General features: G+C 51.4%; 16 protein-coding genes. 4 read left to right on the forward strand and 12 right to left on the reverse strand.

From position 1 onward, the window contains the following. Complete coding sequence (locus BLS14_RS13520) at positions 1-1,434, forward strand: glycosyltransferase family 4 protein (RefSeq protein ID WP_090952214.1); 1,434 nt, start codon at positions 1-3, stop codon at positions 1,432-1,434. Beyond that, positions 1,431-2,102 (forward strand): class I SAM-dependent methyltransferase, encoded by a 672-nt coding sequence (locus BLS14_RS13525; protein WP_090952217.1) that lies wholly within the window; start codon positions 1,431-1,433, stop codon positions 2,100-2,102. Before BLS14_RS13520 ends, BLS14_RS13525 begins: the two co-directional genes overlap by 4 nt. Before the next feature lie 84 nt (positions 2,103-2,186). Here the strand turns inward: BLS14_RS13525 and BLS14_RS13530 are convergent, their stop codons facing one another. The 5 genes from BLS14_RS13530 to BLS14_RS13555 all read right to left on the reverse strand — a co-directional run bounded on the left by BLS14_RS13530 (position 2,187) and on the right by BLS14_RS13555 (position 10,655). Continuing rightward, positions 2,187-4,196 carry a glycosyltransferase gene (locus BLS14_RS13530; protein WP_143021536.1) on the reverse strand — a complete coding sequence of 670 codons (2,010 nt, stop codon included), beginning with the start codon at positions 4,194-4,196 and terminating at the stop codon, positions 2,187-2,189. A gap of 51 nt (positions 4,197-4,247) precedes the next feature. Then, positions 4,248-6,152 (reverse strand): glycosyltransferase, encoded by a 1,905-nt coding sequence (locus BLS14_RS13535; protein ID WP_143021537.1) that lies wholly within the window; start codon positions 6,150-6,152, stop codon positions 4,248-4,250. After that, positions 6,109-8,481 carry a glycosyltransferase family 2 protein gene (locus tag BLS14_RS13540; RefSeq protein ID WP_176854503.1) on the reverse strand — a complete coding sequence of 791 codons (2,373 nt, stop codon included), beginning with the start codon at positions 8,479-8,481 and terminating at the stop codon, positions 6,109-6,111. Before BLS14_RS13540 ends, BLS14_RS13535 begins: the two co-directional genes overlap by 44 nt. Positions 8,482-8,561: 80 nt before the next feature. Next, positions 8,562-10,109, reverse strand: a complete 1,548-nt coding sequence (locus tag BLS14_RS33120; protein ID WP_244552129.1) for a DUF6385 domain-containing protein — start codon at positions 10,107-10,109, stop codon at positions 8,562-8,564. 48 nt (positions 10,110-10,157) lie between these two features. Next, the gene (locus BLS14_RS13555) at positions 10,158-10,655 is read right to left on the reverse strand and encodes a DUF6385 domain-containing protein (RefSeq protein ID WP_072733753.1); all 498 of its coding nucleotides are present in this window, start codon (positions 10,653-10,655) and stop codon (positions 10,158-10,160) included. A gap of 234 nt (positions 10,656-10,889) precedes the next feature. On the opposite strand from BLS14_RS13555, the gene BLS14_RS13560 reads away from it, so the two are divergent. Continuing rightward, positions 10,890-11,423 (forward strand): hypothetical protein, encoded by a 534-nt coding sequence (locus tag BLS14_RS13560; protein ID WP_090952228.1) that lies wholly within the window; start codon positions 10,890-10,892, stop codon positions 11,421-11,423. Positions 11,424-11,451: 28 nt separating this feature from the next. Further along, a complete protein-coding gene (locus tag BLS14_RS13565; protein WP_090952231.1) occupies positions 11,452-12,033 on the forward strand; it encodes a hypothetical protein in 582 nt (193 codons plus the stop codon). A 93-nt stretch (positions 12,034-12,126) separates the two neighbouring features. Here BLS14_RS13565 and BLS14_RS13570 read toward each other — a convergent pair whose 3' ends face one another. The 7 genes from BLS14_RS13570 to BLS14_RS33125 form a co-directional block, all read right to left on the reverse strand. Beyond that, positions 12,127-13,467: an MFS transporter gene (locus tag BLS14_RS13570; RefSeq protein WP_090952234.1), complete on the reverse strand. Its 1,341-nt coding sequence runs from the start codon at positions 13,465-13,467 to the stop codon at positions 12,127-12,129. A gap of 71 nt (positions 13,468-13,538) precedes the next feature. Beyond that, complete coding sequence (locus BLS14_RS13575; protein ID WP_090952237.1) at positions 13,539-14,717, reverse strand: winged helix-turn-helix domain-containing protein; 1,179 nt, start codon at positions 14,715-14,717, stop codon at positions 13,539-13,541. A 140-nt stretch (positions 14,718-14,857) separates the two neighbouring features. Then, positions 14,858-15,652, reverse strand: a complete 795-nt coding sequence (locus BLS14_RS13580) for an ABC transporter ATP-binding protein (RefSeq protein ID WP_090952239.1) — start codon at positions 15,650-15,652, stop codon at positions 14,858-14,860. Between the two features lie 2 nt (positions 15,653-15,654). After that, positions 15,655-16,515, reverse strand: a complete 861-nt coding sequence (locus tag BLS14_RS13585) for an ABC transporter permease (protein ID WP_371121637.1) — start codon at positions 16,513-16,515, stop codon at positions 15,655-15,657. Positions 16,516-16,665: 150 nt separating this feature from the next. Next, the gene (locus BLS14_RS13590) at positions 16,666-17,715 is read right to left on the reverse strand and encodes an ABC transporter substrate-binding protein (RefSeq protein WP_090952245.1); all 1,050 of its coding nucleotides are present in this window, start codon (positions 17,713-17,715) and stop codon (positions 16,666-16,668) included. A 353-nt stretch (positions 17,716-18,068) separates the two neighbouring features. After that, positions 18,069-18,488: a PD-(D/E)XK nuclease family transposase gene (locus BLS14_RS13595; protein WP_256336445.1), complete on the reverse strand. Its 420-nt coding sequence runs from the start codon at positions 18,486-18,488 to the stop codon at positions 18,069-18,071. Continuing rightward, positions 18,478-18,681, reverse strand: a complete 204-nt coding sequence (locus BLS14_RS33125; protein ID WP_072733761.1) for a PD-(D/E)XK nuclease family transposase — start codon at positions 18,679-18,681, stop codon at positions 18,478-18,480. The genes BLS14_RS13595 and BLS14_RS33125 overlap by 11 nt, the downstream gene beginning before the upstream one ends. Between the last annotated feature and the right edge of the window lie 40 nt (positions 18,682-18,721).

Genomic DNA, 18,721 nt, shown 5'->3' on the forward strand with positions numbered 1-18,721 from the left:
ATGGGCGTGGTCAGCATATTGACACACAGCTTCACCGATGGATATAACCGGGAATTCAGCCGGGTGTTCGGGGGCGGTCTGGAGCGTTACGTCCTGGAATTATGCAGTGTAATCCGCGGATTGGGACACATCCCCGAGGTTCATCAACTGTCCTATTTTGAAGCTTTTCAGACCCGTACGGAACAGATTGATGTATACGGATATGCCTACGATATGAATGATGTGCCCGAAGCTTTTGCCCGAATGGCTGCCGCAGCACGAGGACCTGTGATCTATGCAAGCTGCCTGTGGCAGCCCATTGCCTACAAGCCGGGCAGTCTCGGCATCTGCCACGGTATTAACTGGGATCGTCCCGCACTGCCGCTCGAAACCAAGCAGCAAGTCGCGGAGCATATTCAGCTGGCACTGGATGGACTTGTACGCATCGTGTCGGTCGATTCGCATTTTCAGACCTTTTGCCGTGCTGCTTGTACGTTTGCCGATCCCGGTCAGGTCGTGCTCATTCCCAATGCAGTGGATACCTCCTACTTCATGCCTGCTCCGCCAAGGCGTACATTCGAGCATGAACAGGAAGAAGAATGGCTGGCAGCATGGAAGAAGGATCTTGCAAGTCATGAAGATCATAGTGAAGCTGCCATCTCGGGGTTGAATGCTTTGTCATCCGTGGGGGAAAGAAACGATGGAAACGGCATGGTGCGGGCGGACAGATCCGAGGTGACAGTAATCGCTGAAGAACTGGACTCGCCAAATATCAGACAGGGCATGGCTGGTCACCAGCCAAATGTGCTAACGGGTGATCATTTGAAGGAGCAGGAGAATGACACAACGGCCGCAATCCATGTGAGCCCTTCCCGTCCACTGCGCATTTTATATCCACGCCGCATCAGCATGGAACGGGGCATTATTCCGATGATGCTGGCAGCTGACCGACTGCTCGGTGCCTTTCCTGATCTAGAGGTCGAATTTGCCGGAGAACTGGTTGAAGGCAGCACGGTGGGCCGATCCTTCCGGTATTGGCATCGCACGCACCCTCATGCGGATCGAATTATACAGCGCACGTATGATTTTCGGGATATTCGCGAGGCCTACCATCAGGCAGATATCGCCGTGATTCCGACCGTCTTCTCGGAAGGAACATCCTACGCTTGTCTGGAGGCGATGAGCTGTGGGCTTCCGGTTGTTGCTTCCAATGTTGGCGGTCTGAATGATCTGATTCAGGATGGCTTCAACGGACTGCTGGTACCTCCAGGTGAAGAAGCGCTGACCGCCGCGCTAGTACGCCTCGTTCAGGATCGGGCCGAGCGAGAGCGGCTGGGTATCTATGCCCGCGAGACGGCGCTGTCCTACGACATATCCCACTGGCGGCGCAGGTGGAGTACGGTATTGGAAACTTTTTTGGCAGAAGCAGGATTAAAGGAGGGAATTCGGGGATGATGGATACGCCAAATGCAACGGATTTCATGGAATCAAGATACATTCGGGAGGGTGACCCCAAAACGGATACATTGGTTTTCCCACTGCATCCTGCGTGGTGGAGCCGTCCGTACGAGTACGAATGGGCACGCTTGTTTGCGCGGCAGGAAGACGTCGTACTCGACGCTGCCTGTGGTATATCCCATCCGTTCAAATTCTGGCTAGCAGAGCACTGCCGGGAAGTTCATGCCTGTGATTGGGATGAGCGTATTTTGTCCAGAGAAGCGATCCGGCTGGATATCGCTTCTGATTTTGGTGAACAGGCCGCACGTGACCTGCCGGAATCGAGCCTGGACCGACTAAATCTTGCGCAGGCCAATCTGGCTCAGCTTCCGTATGAATCGGAGATGTTTGACAGCGTATTCTGCATCTCTGTGTTGGAGCATCTGGATACAGGCACGATGCTGCGCGCCTTTCGCGAATTCGCCAGGGTGCTGAAGCCGGACGGACGGTTGATAGCCACGTTTGATGTGCCCGAGATGCGTCCGGACCTGCTGGAGACGATTATGGCTGTTACCGGACTGACGATCGAAGGCAAGCTGAGCGTGAAAGAACCAGAGGATGCCATCTGGTCTGACATGTACGGCCCGGCAATCCGTTGTTTTCGTGCTGTTATTCGTAAAGAGTAATTGGGATGGATAAACGGGATCACGGATCAGGGGCATAGATTAAGATTAACTCTACATCCTTAAAACCCTTGGATTGCCTAAGCGTTAGAGATGAACCAGCAGCATGCTGCACTGGTTAGCGTATGCTTCGGTGGATGCTGCGCCGGGTGATGTCAGGCGCAGCAGGGTGTGCAGGCCCGGCGGGATTGTCGTCGTCGGGCTGCCGGAAGCGGCAGGTTGCCGTGCAGTGACTTGGGCCCATTCGGCCCAATCACGCGCAGTGCGCTGCCGCCCGGCGAGCAAAGCGAGCGTGCCCGCCAGTACCATGGCGGGCACTTCGTGCGTGAAGGACTGCTGCGCGCCATGCGGCGTGCCGAACAGCGCAAGCAGCCCTTCACGCACACTTGCGGGCGCGCGCAGCAGCCCGCAGCGGGCCGCAGGCGGAAGCGCCGCGAGCAGCGCCGGCGCCTGGCCGGGCGGCAGGGCCTGCAGCAGGCGCAGCCATGCGGCCCAGGCGCCTACGCGTGCGAGCGCCAGCGCCGCGGCGTGCACGGCCTGCGGCGCTGGCGCGGCGCAGCTGGCCGGGGCGCCCCGCAGCAGCGCATCGGCTGCGCGGGCTGCATCGGGCGTGGCTGCCTGCTCGCGGGCCTTACGCCGCGCTGGCGGCGACGCGGCTGCGCCTCGCGCTGAGCCCGCAGCAGCACTGGCGAAGGGCTCGCCGGGCTGCTTGTGGCCGAGCGCCCACAGCACCAGCGCCGCCTCCGGCCCGTGCTGCGCATGCGTCGCCCAGGGCTGCAAAGCCGCACGGGCAGCGGCGTCCTCGCCGAGCTGGGCCAGCGCCAGCCCGGCGGCGAGGGGCTGCGCCCGCAGCGCGGCGAACAGCGATGCCGCGTGGCGCAGCAGCCATTCGGGCCGATGCGCATCCAACGCGGCCGGGATCAGCGACTGCCAGGCCGCAGGCGGCAGGCTGATCCGCTGGGCTGCGCTTGCGATGGCGTTCGGCCGCCCGCTTGCTGCGGCCAGCAGCAACAGCCGCTGCCATGCTGGCAAGCTGCCGGGCTGTACGGCGAGCGCAGATGTATAAGCCTTAGCTGCCTCCTGCCAGCAGCCCAGCCGTTCATGGGCCATGCCTTCCAGATTCAGGCTGCGATACGTTCCGGCACCGGAAACGGACGTATATCGACTGGCTGTGGAAGCTGCTGCTTTGGCCTGCTTGAGCCAGTCGAGCGCCGCAGCATCCCGTCCTTGATCGAGCTCCAACACAGCACCAAGCTCCAGCAAGTCAGGGAAGTCAGCATACAGCGGCCTCCATTCCTCAACGATAGCGAGTGCTCTCTCTGGGCGGCTACGTTCCCGCCAGGCATAAGCCGTTTTGAGTACCAGATCCGAATGATAGCCACATTCCGGCGTAAGCTTTGCCAGCAAAGGTTGTAACAACTTGAGCGCTTCATCGTATCTCGCTTGCTGAAACCACTCGGCAGCCATGGCATATAACAGTTCCGGTTGATCCGGCGACTTATGGAGAGCGGAGCGAATCAGCCGCATATTGCGCTCGGGTTTATTTTTGCCAACAATAACGTGCTCCAGGTAGCCATAATGAATAATCTCAAGCTCGGAATCGACCACACCCCACGGAGCGAAGGATAGAATCGAAGATGCCACTTCTTCATGAATCATGCCTTGAAAAGCAATCCGGGGATCATTCCGAAATAAACGACACACCGCATCCGTCACACGCTCTTCTCCAGACATTCCGAGCAAACTCGTGACCTGTATCCAGTAGCCCCATACGTCGTCCTGACTTGAGGTCAGCAGCCGCTTCATCTTCGTCAGATTGTGCTCGGTCTGCATCCAGACTTCATCCGCATCCAGTACCAGAATCCAAGGATGAGTGGCCGCAGCAAGAGACAGGTTGCGGGCAGCACTAAAATCTCCGGTCCATGCCGCACTGATGACAACCGCCCCATAACGACGGGCAATATCGATCGTCTCATCCGTTGATCCCGTATCCACAATGATGATCTCATCCACAACATCCTGAATAGCATCCAAGCATCGCTGAAGCGACCGGGCCTCATCCTTCACAATCATGCACAGGCTGATTCCTGTCTGCATGTTCATCCTCCCTCCTTCCTATACGGGGTTCTGCTCTCTTTCATTCAATCTTCAAAACTCAAAACCATCCGGCCCCGGTAAATCCAGCCTAATCTGTTGAACCACAGGCCAACAACGGTCTCGCTCTCCTTCTGTCCCTTGAGCATATGCCTCCAAGTGATGATCGGCAGCACTGACAAGCCCTTTCACCAACCAGCTGGTTCCCACACGTGAATCGGAGGCTCCGGCAAAGGGTTCTCCCGCTTCCTGCCGGGCGCCTTCCACCAATGGATACACTCCTTCTGCCAACTGCCCCTGACCAAGCTGAACCAGCGCATGCAGCATATCCCATTTCCCGGATTGCACACACCCTTCCATCATTAATCCAATTGCCTGCCAGCCATTATATGCTGTCCCAGCAGCCACGTTTGAGTCGTCATTTTGGGCAACGGCTTGTGAACTACTGATTCTTTCTGCCTGTTGATATGGCTCCGACTCCGTACCCGATTGCGAATGACGATACAGCCACGCAGTCAGTTGATCTTTCCCCTCTATTGGTCTTCCTTCAATCCAGTTTAGTCGCTCTATCCAATGGGTAGCTGGTACAGAAAGCTCTCCTTTTTTTCGCCGTACCGTGTCCAGCTTAAGGCGTGCCTTGTTCCATTTTCCCAGTTGAATCTGAAGCAAAGCCTCAGCCATGGATAACCTCTCCCGCATCTCCCCGGAAAGGTCTGAAGATATGTCTGGCAACAACTTCACAGCTGTATCATAACAACGACACTGCTCCAGAATGCCCAATACTTTCTGGATCGCCTCTTCTGAAGTAATTGCAAATCGCTCCTTAATCAGCTCCACCAAGTGTTGCCCTTGACCCGAAACCCGCATGATCCGAAAAATCCGGTACAAGGGCGGCAGCAGGCTCGATTTGGCACGGACTGCTTCCACATAAGCATCCACAGCACCTTCAAGATCCGCCCGCCCCTCCAGCAGCCTAGCCAAGTTATACCAGGTCTGATAGGTTCCAATTCCTTCTTCCGTATGAAATATGGTTGGCGGCGGCCCCATACGAACTGCTTCACGCAGCGATAGTTCTGCCTTTTCGGTCTCCCCCAACGCCTCCTCACATACTCCGCGATGATGCAGCAGGTCCGTGTATTCCGGGAAGAGTTCAAGAGCATCATGGATATGATCCAATGCTTCCTGCCAGCGACTCAAATGCTGGAAACAGCGAATCTCATATTTGAACAACAGATGTGCATAACTTGTCAGGGTTGGATCAATTCCCGCTTTTGCTACGCCAAACGTCTTCAGCGCCTGTTCCGTTTCTCCCATCCGCAGATACTCGACACCCAGGTTATAGTGATGGAACGGCTGCTCCGGCTCTTCCTCCACCGCCTGTTGAAGCAAACGCAAATTCCGGTTCACCTTATCCTTGCGCTCCACAATGGCTGTCTGATACCCGTAATGGTGAATGATCATGTCTGTCACGTGAAAAGCAGCCTGTGGATTCTTCCGACAGATTGCCACCGCAATCTGCTCATGAATCCGACCCTCAAACCGATGCTCCGGCTCGTTCCTGAAGAGGCGCAATACCGGATTTACCGTCACCCCCTGCTGACCTGAACCCGTATAGTTATGGATATTTAAAAACAATCCGTCACATCCGCTGGCTGCCGTCCAGCTTCTGATCTGCTCCCGTGCATTCTCATCCAACGCCTCGTCCGCATCGAGAAAAAGAATCCATTCGCCCGAAGCCCGCTCCAGCCCAGCATTTCGTGCCGCGGCAAAATCGTCGCTCCACACAAACGGCACAACTACTGCCCCATATTCCCTGGCAATGGCAGCACTTCGGTCCGACGAACCGGTATCCACAACAATGATCTCGTCCACCGCCCCGCGGACACTTTCAAGACAATGAGGCAACAGTTCTTCTTCATCCTTCACGATCATGCATAATGAAATGTGCTTGGTCGGCAAGCTGGTTCCTCCTCTCCTTCGCACGGAACACCGTGCGCCAAGGGATACCCTCTGCGGTGCGTAGTTGCTGATCCAAAACAGTCTGTTGTGCCAAAAGTACCTTGTCAGCGGGAGAGCGAGTTCGTTCCTGTCTGATAACCTCTAGCGCCAACCTCATATAACAGACAGCAGCTCCAGCTCTCGCCTGTCGCTGTTCTGAATAATTCTCCAATGCCTGCTGGAAAAGAATCAATGCCTGATTGTAATGCCCTTTGGCATACACGGCTTCCCCAAGGTAAAAGAGGCTTTCCGCATCCAAATCGCCTTGTGACATAGATTGAATTAACAGATCTGCGGCCGCCATGGTGTATCCCTGGCGGTAAAGAACAGCGGCCATCCAACGGCTACGAACACCATTTCCATCGTGTTCAGGACTAATTGCAGCCATCTTCTCGTACAACTTCCTGACAAACGCCAGTTGCCCCATCTGCACTGCCCGAGTCAATATGTTCTTACTCAGCTCCGTTGCGGCCTGAAGCGTCTGATGAGCTGTTTTCCCATCTCTGTCATCCACGACATGCACCCGTTTTCCCGTATCCAGCAGGCCATTCAGCAGTCTCCAGCCATCCCTCTCCTGAGGTTCTGCTGCGGTCATAAATGATTCGGATACAGATAATTCATTTGTCCAATAGGTCAATGCCAAGTCCAATCGTTGCTCAGGCTGGAAGTTAATGCCCGCAATATCCTCCTCACTCCACTGATTCTGCACGTACTGCAAGGCTTCTGATACCCTGTTGGCACATAACATCCAATACAGATAATCTTCATGTTTTATAGGCGTATTTCGGGCATCTCCATGTAGCAATTTCAATGCCTGCCCATATGCTCCACTGGAAGCAAGTGCATAAACCACATGCGCCAGATCATCCTCGTATGTTATTACGCTCGGATCTGAATCCTCTTCCTTTGAGCGCTCTTTCTTTGAATACTCTTTCCAGCGTGCGAGTAATGTCTCTGTTATGCTTTCATCCGTCTCTCCGGATTGCTGCAATACATCGGCTAACCCTGTCCATGCAGGAGCATACGTGATCTCGCTCCCCAGAGCCAGGCTGTACAGATGAGCAGACTCCTGCAGAAAGCCTCTTTTCTGTGCAAGCCTTCCCATGGCTGTATAGGCCTTGTAGCTATCGCAACCTATATCCGTTACGTAATATCTTTCCATTCGAGCTGGCTCTCTGTGAACATCTTCAGAGGACTTGCCCTCACATAATTCATCGCTTCCTGGTTTATCTGTTTGCTCAATTGCCTGCTGATGTACGCCTCGAATCTCTGCCTTGTTATTGTCCTTGAGATCAGCTCCATTGAAGCCCTCCCGGCAATCTGTTGCTCTTGCATAAGACTTGTAGGCCCTCTCCTCCAGACCCTGTTGCTCCAAAATCTCTCCATATATCAGATGCAGGTCGGCATACCCTGCATAACGCTGTCTTTCTACCGCCAATAACCCATGAGCCTCGTCATAGCGCCCCATTGCCAGAAGAACCTTGGCATAGTCCCGAACCAGGGTGGAGCGATACGGAGCTTGCAGGGGTGTATGAAGAAAGGATTCAGTAAAGGCTTCTGCTGCCTGTTCGATATTCCCTAGCTGGCAGTATGTTACCCCCACATTATAGAGGTGAAAAGGTTGCCCCGGACGATCAGCTAATTCCAGCTGCAAAAGCTTTAGATTACGCAAGGGTTTAGGTCCTAGAGCAATCGTGGACGGCAAATAACCATCATGAACCAAACACAGTGGAGCCAAGGGTTCATGCTCAGCGATCCCGTCTTCCTCACGGGTAGAGGAGTCGTTTATTTCCAGAGCGCCTTCTTCTTGTTTTCCATCATCCTTTGCTCCTCCACGAACCAATTGCTCATGGATACGCCCCGCATACCGATATCCTTGGTGGGCGCGAAAAAGACGCACAGGTTGGAAGATGACACTCTCTTCCGTTCCCTCGCCAATTCGGTTCTCTATCGTAATCCGCAGTCTCGAAACGCTCTTATGGACCTTCGGTAGATAATCCAAAAGCTCTTCCAATCCCTGTATGACATACTCATCCGCGTCCAGACACAGAATCCATTCCGTGCTCGCGAGAGGCAAACTTATATTTCTGGCATGTGCAAAATCATCTTCCCAACGGGCGTGAAGCACCGTTGCTCCATAATGTCTGGCGATCTCCGGTGTACGATCTGTTGACCCGGTATCTGTAATGAAGCATTCGCTGCCCATCGGCTTGAAGCTGTCGAGACAGCGGGCCAGATGATGTTCTTCATTTTGCACAATCATATGAATTCCGAGTAACCTGTTCTGCATATGCAGCCACCTCCAATGCAAAAAAAAGTACATGAAGCCCACCAAAGGGACTCCATGTACCTATATGACAACAAACCGGGTTATGTGCCTTGTCCATTGAAGAACACATCAATCGTGCTGGATGCTCCCAGCAGACTGGAGCGGTAGGAAAGACGTGTATATTTGAGAAAACGCTGCGGCACCAGAACATCGACCGAGCCTGGCAAAATCCCGGTCACCGTGTCCACATCATCGTACCAGTTGGTACCGTTAGCACTGATTTCCACGCGGGCATCGACCCGGTTAAGCCCCGGCCCCCTGTTATATACAAAGAAAGAATAAGTGCCGAATACACTCGTCGTGACCGCCGGAAGCGGTGTAAACGTGTTTGCCGTTGGCGTGCTGAGAAGCTGTGATTCCTGAAAGCTTTTTTGCGAGATGGACGTCACGCTGCTGAGTGTACCTGCCGTAATCGTGGCTCCCAATACGCTGGTAATGGTACCATTCAACAAATTGGTCAACGTTCCGGCTGTAATGGTGGCACCAAGTACACTGGTAATCGTTCCGTTCAGCAAATTCGTTAACGTTCCCGCTGTCACGGTAGCTCCCAGTACACTAGTGATGGTACCATTTAACAAGTTCGTCAGTGTTCCGGCTGTAATCGTTGCTCCAAGTACACTTGTGATTGTACCGTTCAACAGATTGGTCAGCGTCCCTGCGGTAATCGTCGCTCCAAGCACGCTGGTGATTGTACCTGCCGTGATTGTTGCTCCCAGTACACTGGTGATCGTTCCGGCTGTGATTGTCGCTCCAAGTACACTTGTGATTGTACCATTCAGCAAGTTCGTCAGCGTCCCCGCCGTCACCGTGGCTCCAAGCACACTGGTGATCGTTCCGGCCGTGATCGTCGCTCCGAGTACACTCGTGATTGTACCGTTAAGCAAATTCGTCAGCGTCCCTGCGGTCACTGTGGCTCCAAGCACGCTATTGATTGTACCCGCCGTAATGGTGGCTCCCAGTACACTGGTAATCGTTCCGGCTGTGATCGTCGCCCCGAGTACACTGGTAATTGTACCGTTCAGCAAGTTCGTCAGTGTTCCCGCGGTCACTGTGGCTCCAAGCACGCTGGTGATCGTTCCGGCTGTGATCGTCGCTCCCAGTACACTGGTAATTGTACCGTTCAGCAAGTTCGTCAGTGTTCCTGCGGTGATTGTAGCTCCAAGCACGCTGGTGATGGTACCATTGAGCAGGTTTGTTAATGTCCCCGCCGTCACGGTTGCCCCGAGCACACTTGTGATCGTTCCGGCAGTAATGGTGGCTCCCAAAACACTGGTGATTGTACCATTCAGCAGGTTTGTTAATGTTCCGGCTGTGATGGTTGCGCCAAGCACGCTGTTAATTGTACCCGCCGTGATCGTTGCTCCGAGGACGCTGGTAATCGTTCCGTTAAGAATATTTGTGATAGTTCCGGCATTAATCGTAACGGTAGTCAGACCTGAGATATTACTGATCGTACCATCCAAAATAATTCCGAGTACGTTCCCGCTTGTATCGGTGTGAACCGGCTGGGCTGCGCCTGTACTATCATGACCAAAAATCAGAGTTCTCAGATTATCCGGATTCGTGTTAAACGTTGTAAAGTTAGGCATATGCCTCGTCCTCCTCCCTGGTCAAATCGATTGTAGAATTCCACGTTCTTACGGCATACGCTGTGCCTGAAAATAAACATCGAGCCGGGTCGGCTGATCCGGTTCAACCGATTGGATAACCAGCCGGGTATAACGCAGGAATCGCAGCGGCACCAGCGCTTTGGTCTGCCCTCCGGCAATCACTTCCTGGCTGTCCACAGCATAGTCCCTGGCATTAGGGCTGATCTGAATCTGCACAAGAGCCGGATGTTCGCCCCGATTTACAATGCCATATGTGTACATGCTGAGCGATGAGGTGTCTTGAGCCGGAAGAGAATTCATACTACCGTTTGTCTCGGCTCCGACATACGTATGCTCTGTAAAACAGTGAGTAGCACCAGGGAGTGTCGTACGTGAGGAAGTACCCTGCTTGAACCGGGGACGAGTAATCCGGGAACAAGGAGGTTTCAGCAATTTAGCGCGGCAGGAACGACGGGATTGGCGACGGCTGACATATTTAGTTGTTTGGTTCGTTCTCTTCTTGCTACGCTTCGCTGTTCGACTCATATCGATTTCCCCTTAAAAAATGTGCTTCCGCATCGTATGCCTGCATGTAAAATACGGGCACGGCATACGCCGTTATTTGAGGATTTACTGTTTGTATCCCAAACCCTTCCCCTTTTTCCCACATACACTGCAAGTACAACCTCTTCACGTCTCTATTTCAAACTTTCATAGAAGCAGCACATTCCAAAAAATTCACTTTGGTTATCTTATTCAGACAGATTGGAGGTGGATTATATGACCAATTCCAATGTATTTAATCAATCCAACGGCCCCTTATATACTCAACTGACTAATACATTCTCTGCCCCCGGCATTGAGTCCACTCCAGAGGGCGGTGCGGCAGCCGCAGGCAGTTCATTTGCACTGACTACCAATAATGTCAGTGTAGGTGCTGGACTAAATCTGTTGCTGCAGGTCGTTAATGCAGCGGGCAGTGGGCGTACCTTGTACGTCTCTAGAATCAGCGGAGGTACAACCGCAGCTGCTACACTCATTGTCTATTCCGGCGGAACCATTACAGGTGGTACCACACCTGCGCCAGTCAATACATTGTTGGGCAATACCAATACGAGTGTAATGACAACAAGGCAAAATACCGGCACATTAACGGGAACATTAACAAGCTTGTTAAGCATTCCTCTTACAGCGGGCATGTATATGTTAAACCTGAACGGTTCTATCATCGTCCCTCCAGGACAGACACTATCCATCAGTGCGGGAACAGGCTCCCAAACCGCCTCCATTAATCTTTCCTGGTGGGAATTCTGACATATCATTTAAAAAAGGAGTGTGCACAATGCCGAATGATCACGTGTTCAACCCGCTAAACCGTCCCGTTTATACATCCATTACGAATACGTTTACCTCTCCCGGCATTGTGGCTCCACCTGAGAATAATGCAGGTAGTACTGGCAATCTGTACAATGCAGGCTCAACCAACTCCACAACACTAGGATTGCTGGGGGGCAGTGTTATTGCTACTGTCCAACTGACCAACCCAGTCGGGAGCGGTAAAAATGTATATATATCACGGCTTTCTGGTGGAATCACAGTCGCGCTCAACTTGCTTTCTTCCTTCAGTGGTACCATGACTCTGTCTGCAAATGGAACATTGACATCACCGAGCACACTCTCACCGGTAAACAATAATTTATCAAGCAGTAACACGAGCATTGCAACGGTGCGATTCTCCGCTGCCGCTCCCACGGGTACCACAACCTTATTGGCTATGCCCTTGCAGGTAGGTCCCTTTCTATCCAATGAGTTAGGACGTTACGTGGTTCCTCCTGGTCAGTCCATTAACCTGTCGGTGAGCGGATCCCTGTCTGTTGGTGGACTGATGGCCTCCACCTCCTATTTCTCTTGGTGGGAGGCATGATGCACTACCCTATTAGATGGAAATAGCCGCTTACGGATAAGTAACCGTAGCGGCTGTTCATCGTTCATTTTCTTTTTATCGTAACGATGGCAGTTATGGCTGTCTGACTGTCTTCTGCCCAAGTTCTCCAGTCGACTCTGCCGGAAGTGGCTGTTGCCCCTTCCATAAGATTCGTTGCAGCATCATGCCTGCGAAACCAATAGCCAGTGTCGCCATGCCAATATATTGAAATGTGGGACTCGGTCCTACACTCCGAATCAAGGCACCTCCAGCGAGTGGAGCAATGACCAGCACGACACTGGAAAGCGAGTTTTGAATACCGAATACACGGCCTACATAGGCAGGCGGAGTTTCTTTTTGCAGCAAGTAATTCAACGTCACCATGAACAGTCCATTGCCCACTCCGATGCATAAGCCCCAGATGATGATCCAGAACTCGGACGTTTGGGAACTGACCCAGCCAAGCGCAGCAATTCCAGCACCAATCAGCAAATATCCTCCACCCAACCCCCAGCCATACCCGATTCGCGGAAGTCGATTCAATAGTAGAATAATCACAACCGCACCTGCCCCAGCGGATGATCCCAGCCAGCCGATCAGAGCTTCGTTGCCCGGCTTGATCTCCCGAAACAGCGTCGTAAACTGGTAATCGATCATGAGGATCGCCATTAATCCAAAGCAACCAAACAGAATCGTACTCAGAAGGGTGCGGCTGCTCTGGATAAAACGCCAACCCTTCTGCCATTGAATGAATAGAGATTCCGCGGTCTCCCCCGTTTCCAAAGGACCTCCATCCGATGCAGAAGGTTCTGGATCCTCTGTTAGACGCCGTAAAGGCCATAACACGACTCCGGACAACAAACGTGTACAAGCATTGATTAAAATACAGACTTGCGGTGAAAAGACGGCCACAATGACTGCACCCAGCAGCGGTCCCGCTACTTTGGAGCATTGGTTCACAAAACCGTTCAGTGACGATGCTTGAAACAAATGCTCCTCTGCTACCACTTGACGCGTAAGTGCCTGCTGCGCAGGTACATGGAATACCCCCATCATCGCTCGTAAAGCAAGAAGCGGCAGCAGCCAAGCCGCACTTGGCGCGAACAGAATTGCAATCGTTAATAAGACGGTGATCACATCACATATCATCATGATTTTCACCTTATGCAAACGATCAGCCAGTGCACCTGCCACCGAGCCAAGTACGATCCCCGGAACAGCCATACATACCGGAATAAGGGCTATGATCAGAGGATCAGCACCCCAACGATAAGCGACCATTACCTGGATGGCGAGCGCGTCAAACCAATCTCCAAAGGTTGCGAGCGAATAAGCAATAAACATCCGCATGAAGCGGAAGTTGGTCCATAGGCTTTTGGATGAACCATTGGACGAAATGGATGATGGATTGGGTTCATTTGAAATGACGTTCATACGTATACTTCCTCCCCTGATTACAGCCTTGTTGCTGGCTTATATGTTCCTTGGCTGTAATCATAAGGGTGTTATATCAGAGGAAGATCAGAGGATGGAGCATACGGGGATAAAAATGTGCGGATTTCATCCACAATTTGTTGTCCATAAATAGGCACGCCGTAACTTTTGGAGATATCCGCATAAATTTGATGGTATTTAGTGCGAAGTCGCCCCTCTATCCGGTGGTGTGCCATGAACAACAATATTTGGTAAGCCGAATTGAGATATAGCGGTGCGTTCAATGTCATTTTCAATACGTCCAGACCATCGTCCATTCTAGGCTCTGCCTCTCGGATTCTCCCTTGTCTAAGCAACCATAGGCCTTCCATAACTTGAAAGCGTCCGATTTCCCGTAAGTATGGCGCATCTTTCAACCCGGAACGCAGAGCAGACATCTGATCCTCTACCGCTTCGCCGCTGCCACCCCACAGTTCCACATACAACGCTGAGAGCTTTACCGGAAGTCTGAAATGAACCAGTTCATCTTTCTCCATCACGTGATACGTTTCAATGAGTCGAGCCTTGGCTCGTTCATACTGGCCCACCTCTGCGTAGACTTCAACAATGTTCAGAATACGAAGTTCACGAAGCTGATCGGCAGACAGTGCGGATGAATTCAGAGCCTTTTCGTACAATGGCAAACTCTCCGATGGTTCAATCAGGGTATGTGTAAAAATTAGCAGCCAATACAAACGTTCCTCGAAGGGAATTTCCGTCGTTGTAATCAACCATTCCAGATCTCCCTGAATAAAGTGGATATACAGCTGATAAAATGGATCAATCTCAATGCCCAGTGCTTCTTGCTGATCCAGCAGCGTGAGCATCGACTTCCCCTGCCCATACAGATGATATTTGCGGAACAATCCATGAATCACTTCTCGCATCTCCTGATCTTGGGCGGAAGGGTTAGAGGGCAATATCGCCATATTCGATCGGATGATAAGTCGGTAACCATAACCACGCACGGTCTCCAGTGCAATTTCTTCCCAACGTTTCAGTTTCTTGCGCAGTCGATACACATGGTCGTCCACGGTGCGTTCAACCGGATATTCCAAGGGCCATACCCGATCCAGCAGTTGGCTGCGAGTAAAGGCTTTTTCCTTGTTCTCATACAAAAAATACAGCAGTGCAAATTCCTTCGCCAGCAGGCGGATGGAATCGGTACGCTGGATTACCGTGTATGTTCCTTCATCGAATTGTAACAACATGCTTGGCCCTCCTATGTATGCTTACTACTTGTGATCCTTATTCTGTTCAACATACCACAAAAACCCTTTGCGAGAACGCAAAAGGTTTTTGTAATGAGATGTACTGGCTCTCTTCGGTAATCGCAAGGTGCTCCCTGGATTTAACCCAGCACCACGCGATCGTCGGCCATTTTTTTACCGCTGATACGTTCAAACTCACCCAATAACTCAGGTACGGTCAGCGTGCGCTTACGCTCTTCAATAACGTCCAAAATAATTCGGCCTTTGTCCATCATAATTAGACGATTGCCCAAACGTATGGCCTGCTCCATATTGTGTGTGACCATCAACGTTGTAAGTCTCATCTCACGTACAAGCGTCTCTGTCAGCTCTGTGATCAGCTCCGCACGAGAAGGATCAAGCGCAGCCGTATGCTCGTCCAGCAGCAAAATTTGCGGCTGGGTGAATGTTGCCATGAGCAGGCTGAGCGCCTGGCGTTCACCGCCAGACAGAAGGCCCACTTTGGCATTGGGGCGTTTGTCGAGTCCAATGCCGAGTTTCTCCAACTGGGCGTTGAAAATCTCCCGTCTTGCACGGGTCACTCCAAAGCCCAGTCCACGGCCCTTGCCACGTTTGTACGCCATCGCCATATTCTCCTCAATGGACATATGCGGTGCTGTACCCGCCATCGGGTCCTGAAACACACGGCCAATCCAACTGCTGCGTTTATGCTCAGGCAGGCTTTTGATGGAACGATCATTGATCAGCACATCGCCCATATCTGGCTTCATGACGCCTGAGATAATGTTCATCAACGTTGATTTTCCCGCGCCATTACTGCCAATCACGGTCACGAAGTCTCCCGGGTTCATCGTCAGGTTTACGCCAACCAGCGCAGTCTTCTCGTCGGTCGTTCCCGGATTAAACAGTTTGGTCACTTGTGTAATCTCAAGCATAATCACATGCCTCCCTTCGCCTGTTGGCTCGACGAGCCCATAAGCTCTTCGGTTCGTTTGCGAGCCAGGCTTTTCTGCTTCATGGAGCGCTGCATGGTTGGGAAAACAAGTGCGATAATAACGATCACAGCGGTGATCAGCTTCAGATCGGATGTGTCGAACCATTCTACCTGGAGTGCGATCGCGACCACAATCCGGTAAATAATTGAACCGACAACGGCCGCAAGTGTGGCCCAGAATACGGTTCTTGCACCCAGAATGGCTTCCCCGATAATAACGGAGGCCAGTCCGATAACGATCATACCAATTCCCATCGTAATATCTGCAAAACCGGATTGCTGTGCAATAAATGCTCCAGACAGCGCAACAAGTCCGTTGGACAGACTGACACCAACAATGGTGGTCACAACCGTATTCGCGCCGAAGCTGCGAATCATGCGTTTGTTGTCACCTGTGGCGCGCAGTGCCAGTCCGATATCTGTTTTCATAAACAGATCCAGCATAATTTTGAATACCAGCACAACTACGATAATGATAACCATGACATGCTCACCCGAGAAGGGGTTATCCATGCCCATAATGGATTTGTTCGGTGCGCCGAGAATACGCATATTAATTGAATACAGAGCAATCATCATCAGAATACCGGATAACAGCCCGTTAATTTTGCCTTTGGTGTGTAGCAGACCTGTACAGGCGCCAGCCACCATTCCTCCAGCCATTGCTGCCAAGCAAGCGAGCCAAGGAGAGAAGTCGTTGGATATCATGACCGCCGCGATTGCGCCTCCAGTTGTAAAACTTCCGTCTACGGTGAGATCGGGGAAGTCCAGTATGCGGAATGTAATATATACACCCAATGCCATCAGTGCATACAACAATCCAAGCTCGATTGCCCCTTCAATTGAACCCCAAGTCAAATTCACATTGCTTCCTCCCTGTCTATCGAAAAGAATGAGGCGAACCCGCCTGCACGTCCGCCTCGCATCCGTACTGCCGGAGGATCTCCGGTCAGATTATTGAATAATGTTGTTATCCTGGTCCTTCACTTCTGCCTTCATCTCATCGGTAACAGTGATGCCTTGAGCTTCAGCAGCTTTCAGGTTCAGAATCAGATCCAGCTTGTCCGGCACGGTGACTTTCATGTCGCCCGGTTGCGACCCATTTTTCAAAATGTCCGCAGCCATTTCACCCACTTGGTATCCGTGATCGTAGTATTTGAAGCCAACGGTTGCGAAAGCCCCTTTTTCCACGGTATCCCGGTCACTGGAAAAGAACGGAATTTTATTTTTGTTCGCGGTCTGGATGATTGTTTCCACTGCGCTAACTACCGAGTTATCCAGTGTGATATAGAAGGCATCCACTTTGCCAACCAGAGAATCGGTTGCCTGTTTTACTTCGGAAGTGTTCGTAACTGGTGCTTTGACCAGCTTGATATTATGTGTTGCCAGCGCTTTTTCCGCATTGTTCGCCATCACCACCGCATTCGGTTCGCCCTCGTTAATAACCAGACCTACCGTCTTCACATCCGGTAAATAATTGGCGATAAAATCAGCCAATTGCACGATCGCCTCCGGGTTCGTATCCGATGCACCTGTTACGTTACCACCTGGCTTGTCCATGTCACTCACCAGTTTGGCACCCAGCGGGTCCGTCACTGCCGCGAACAGCAATGGCTTGTCCTTCACTTGTTGAGCCAGGGCCAGTGCGGATGGCGTTGCTATCCCTAGAACCAGGTCATTCTTGGAATCGCCGGCAATCTTCTGGGCAATGGACAGGTTGTTCGTTGAATCGCCTTGCGCGTTATTATAGTCAATCGTCAAGTTCTTGTTCTCTTCAAGACCAGCATCCTTCAGCGCTGCAATGAATCCTTCACGTGTGGCATCCAGCGATGGATGCTCGACGATTTGCGAGATCGCGATGCGATACGATTTTTCTGCCGTACCTTCACCTGTTGTGCTGCCCGATCCCTCGGTCGTTGTGCTACCGCCGCTGTTATTTCCGCAACCTGCCGCTACGATCATTGATCCAACCATCATCAGAGACATTAACCATTTCTTTTTCATGTGTGAGAACCCCTCTCCATCTTCTAAAATGTTGATGCCCTCATCGTTATCCAAGTGACACGATAGGGCGGGACAAAACGAACGCTTCAACGCATTGTTGCTTTGACTGACAAAAGCAGACAAATATAGACTTTTCTCATGCGACTGAAGTCCATGACTCGTGTTGGTATTTTATTGTTTCCCTAATATTAAGGTGCGACCTGTTTCCCGTCAATGGTTGAACCGCTTCCAATTTGCATTCATTGCAGATACGTGAGAGAAAACATTACATAAAACAAAAAAAGGCCTCTGCAATTTTGCAATAAGGCCTCTGCTAAGAAAGGATATACAACTGGGTGAAGAGAAAATACACATCATTCTTTTTCTTTTTTCAATTCTTCTAGTTCAGATAATGTTAGCCCGGTAGCTTTGATAATGGTATCTTGATCAAGCCCCAAAGCGAGCATATTGATTGCGATTTTACGTTTACTCTCTGCTTCTCCTTCTTTGATGCCTTCTTTGATGCCTTCTTCGATTCCTTTTTGGATGCCTTCCTCCAAGCCTTTCTTGAGACCTTCTTCTCGTGCGCCCTCAATCATGGAAACTTCATCCCATAGAAATTTCTGACGGTCGATATATTGTTGACGTGCTTGCTCATCCTGGCTCAGAAACTCCAATACACTCATGGCTTTTTTCAACGCCGGTTCCGGTTCGTGCATCAATAACTCCTCCCAGCTAGACTTGGTTATCCCCTTTAAAAATAATAGCCATCGCACTAATCCATCATTCATCATAATGTTGTTGTCTTTTAACTTCGAAATTTCGCCTAAAATGAATCTCTATATCATCTGTCAGGGATATATCTGTATGATCTTCTCTTAAATGAAATACGTTGTGATAATGATCATTAGCGAGCATATTGAAATTAACAATGTTAATCGCTACGCATTTTTTTGAGCTGGATGTAAATTTAATAATAACACGCATCTAATACTTAATATAACGTTTTTACGTCATTTTCCAAACA

This window comes from Paenibacillus sp. OK060 (assembly GCF_900101205.1).
Taxonomy (GTDB): domain Bacteria; phylum Bacillota; class Bacilli; order Paenibacillales; family Paenibacillaceae; genus Paenibacillus; species Paenibacillus marchantiae.

Bases quoted from the DNA above. Each gene is read 5' to 3' on its own strand.
- BLS14_RS13520 (WP_090952214.1), top strand. From the start codon at position 1: ATGGGCGTGGTCAGCATATTGACACACAGCTTCACCGATGGATATAAC.
- BLS14_RS13525 (WP_090952217.1), top strand. From the start codon at position 1,431: ATGATGGATACGCCAAATGCAACGGATTTCATGGAATCAAGATACATT.
- BLS14_RS13530 (WP_143021536.1), bottom strand. From the start codon at position 4,196: ATGCAGACAGGAATCAGCCTGTGCATGATTGTGAAGGATGAGGCCCGG.
- BLS14_RS13540 (WP_176854503.1), bottom strand. From the start codon at position 8,481: ATGCAGAACAGGTTACTCGGAATTCATATGATTGTGCAAAATGAAGAA.
- BLS14_RS33120 (WP_244552129.1), bottom strand. From the start codon at position 10,109: ATGCCTAACTTTACAACGTTTAACACGAATCCGGATAATCTGAGAACT.
- BLS14_RS13555 (WP_072733753.1), bottom strand. From the start codon at position 10,655: ATGAGTCGAACAGCGAAGCGTAGCAAGAAGAGAACGAACCAAACAACT.
- BLS14_RS13560 (WP_090952228.1), top strand. From the start codon at position 10,890: ATGACCAATTCCAATGTATTTAATCAATCCAACGGCCCCTTATATACT.
- BLS14_RS13565 (WP_090952231.1), top strand. From the start codon at position 11,452: ATGCCGAATGATCACGTGTTCAACCCGCTAAACCGTCCCGTTTATACA.
- BLS14_RS13570 (WP_090952234.1), bottom strand. From the start codon at position 13,467: ATGAACGTCATTTCAAATGAACCCAATCCATCATCCATTTCGTCCAAT.
- BLS14_RS13575 (WP_090952237.1), bottom strand. From the start codon at position 14,717: ATGTTGTTACAATTCGATGAAGGAACATACACGGTAATCCAGCGTACC.
- BLS14_RS13580 (WP_090952239.1), bottom strand. From the start codon at position 15,652: ATGCTTGAGATTACACAAGTGACCAAACTGTTTAATCCGGGAACGACC.
- BLS14_RS13585 (WP_371121637.1), bottom strand. From the start codon at position 16,515: ATGGCATTGGGTGTATATATTACATTCCGCATACTGGACTTCCCCGAT.
- BLS14_RS13590 (WP_090952245.1), bottom strand. From the start codon at position 17,715: ATGAAAAAGAAATGGTTAATGTCTCTGATGATGGTTGGATCAATGATC.
- BLS14_RS13595 (WP_256336445.1), bottom strand. From the start codon at position 18,488: ATGATGAATGATGGATTAGTGCGATGGCTATTATTTTTAAAGGGGATA.
- BLS14_RS33125 (WP_072733761.1), bottom strand. From the start codon at position 18,681: ATGCGTGTTATTATTAAATTTACATCCAGCTCAAAAAAATGCGTAGCG.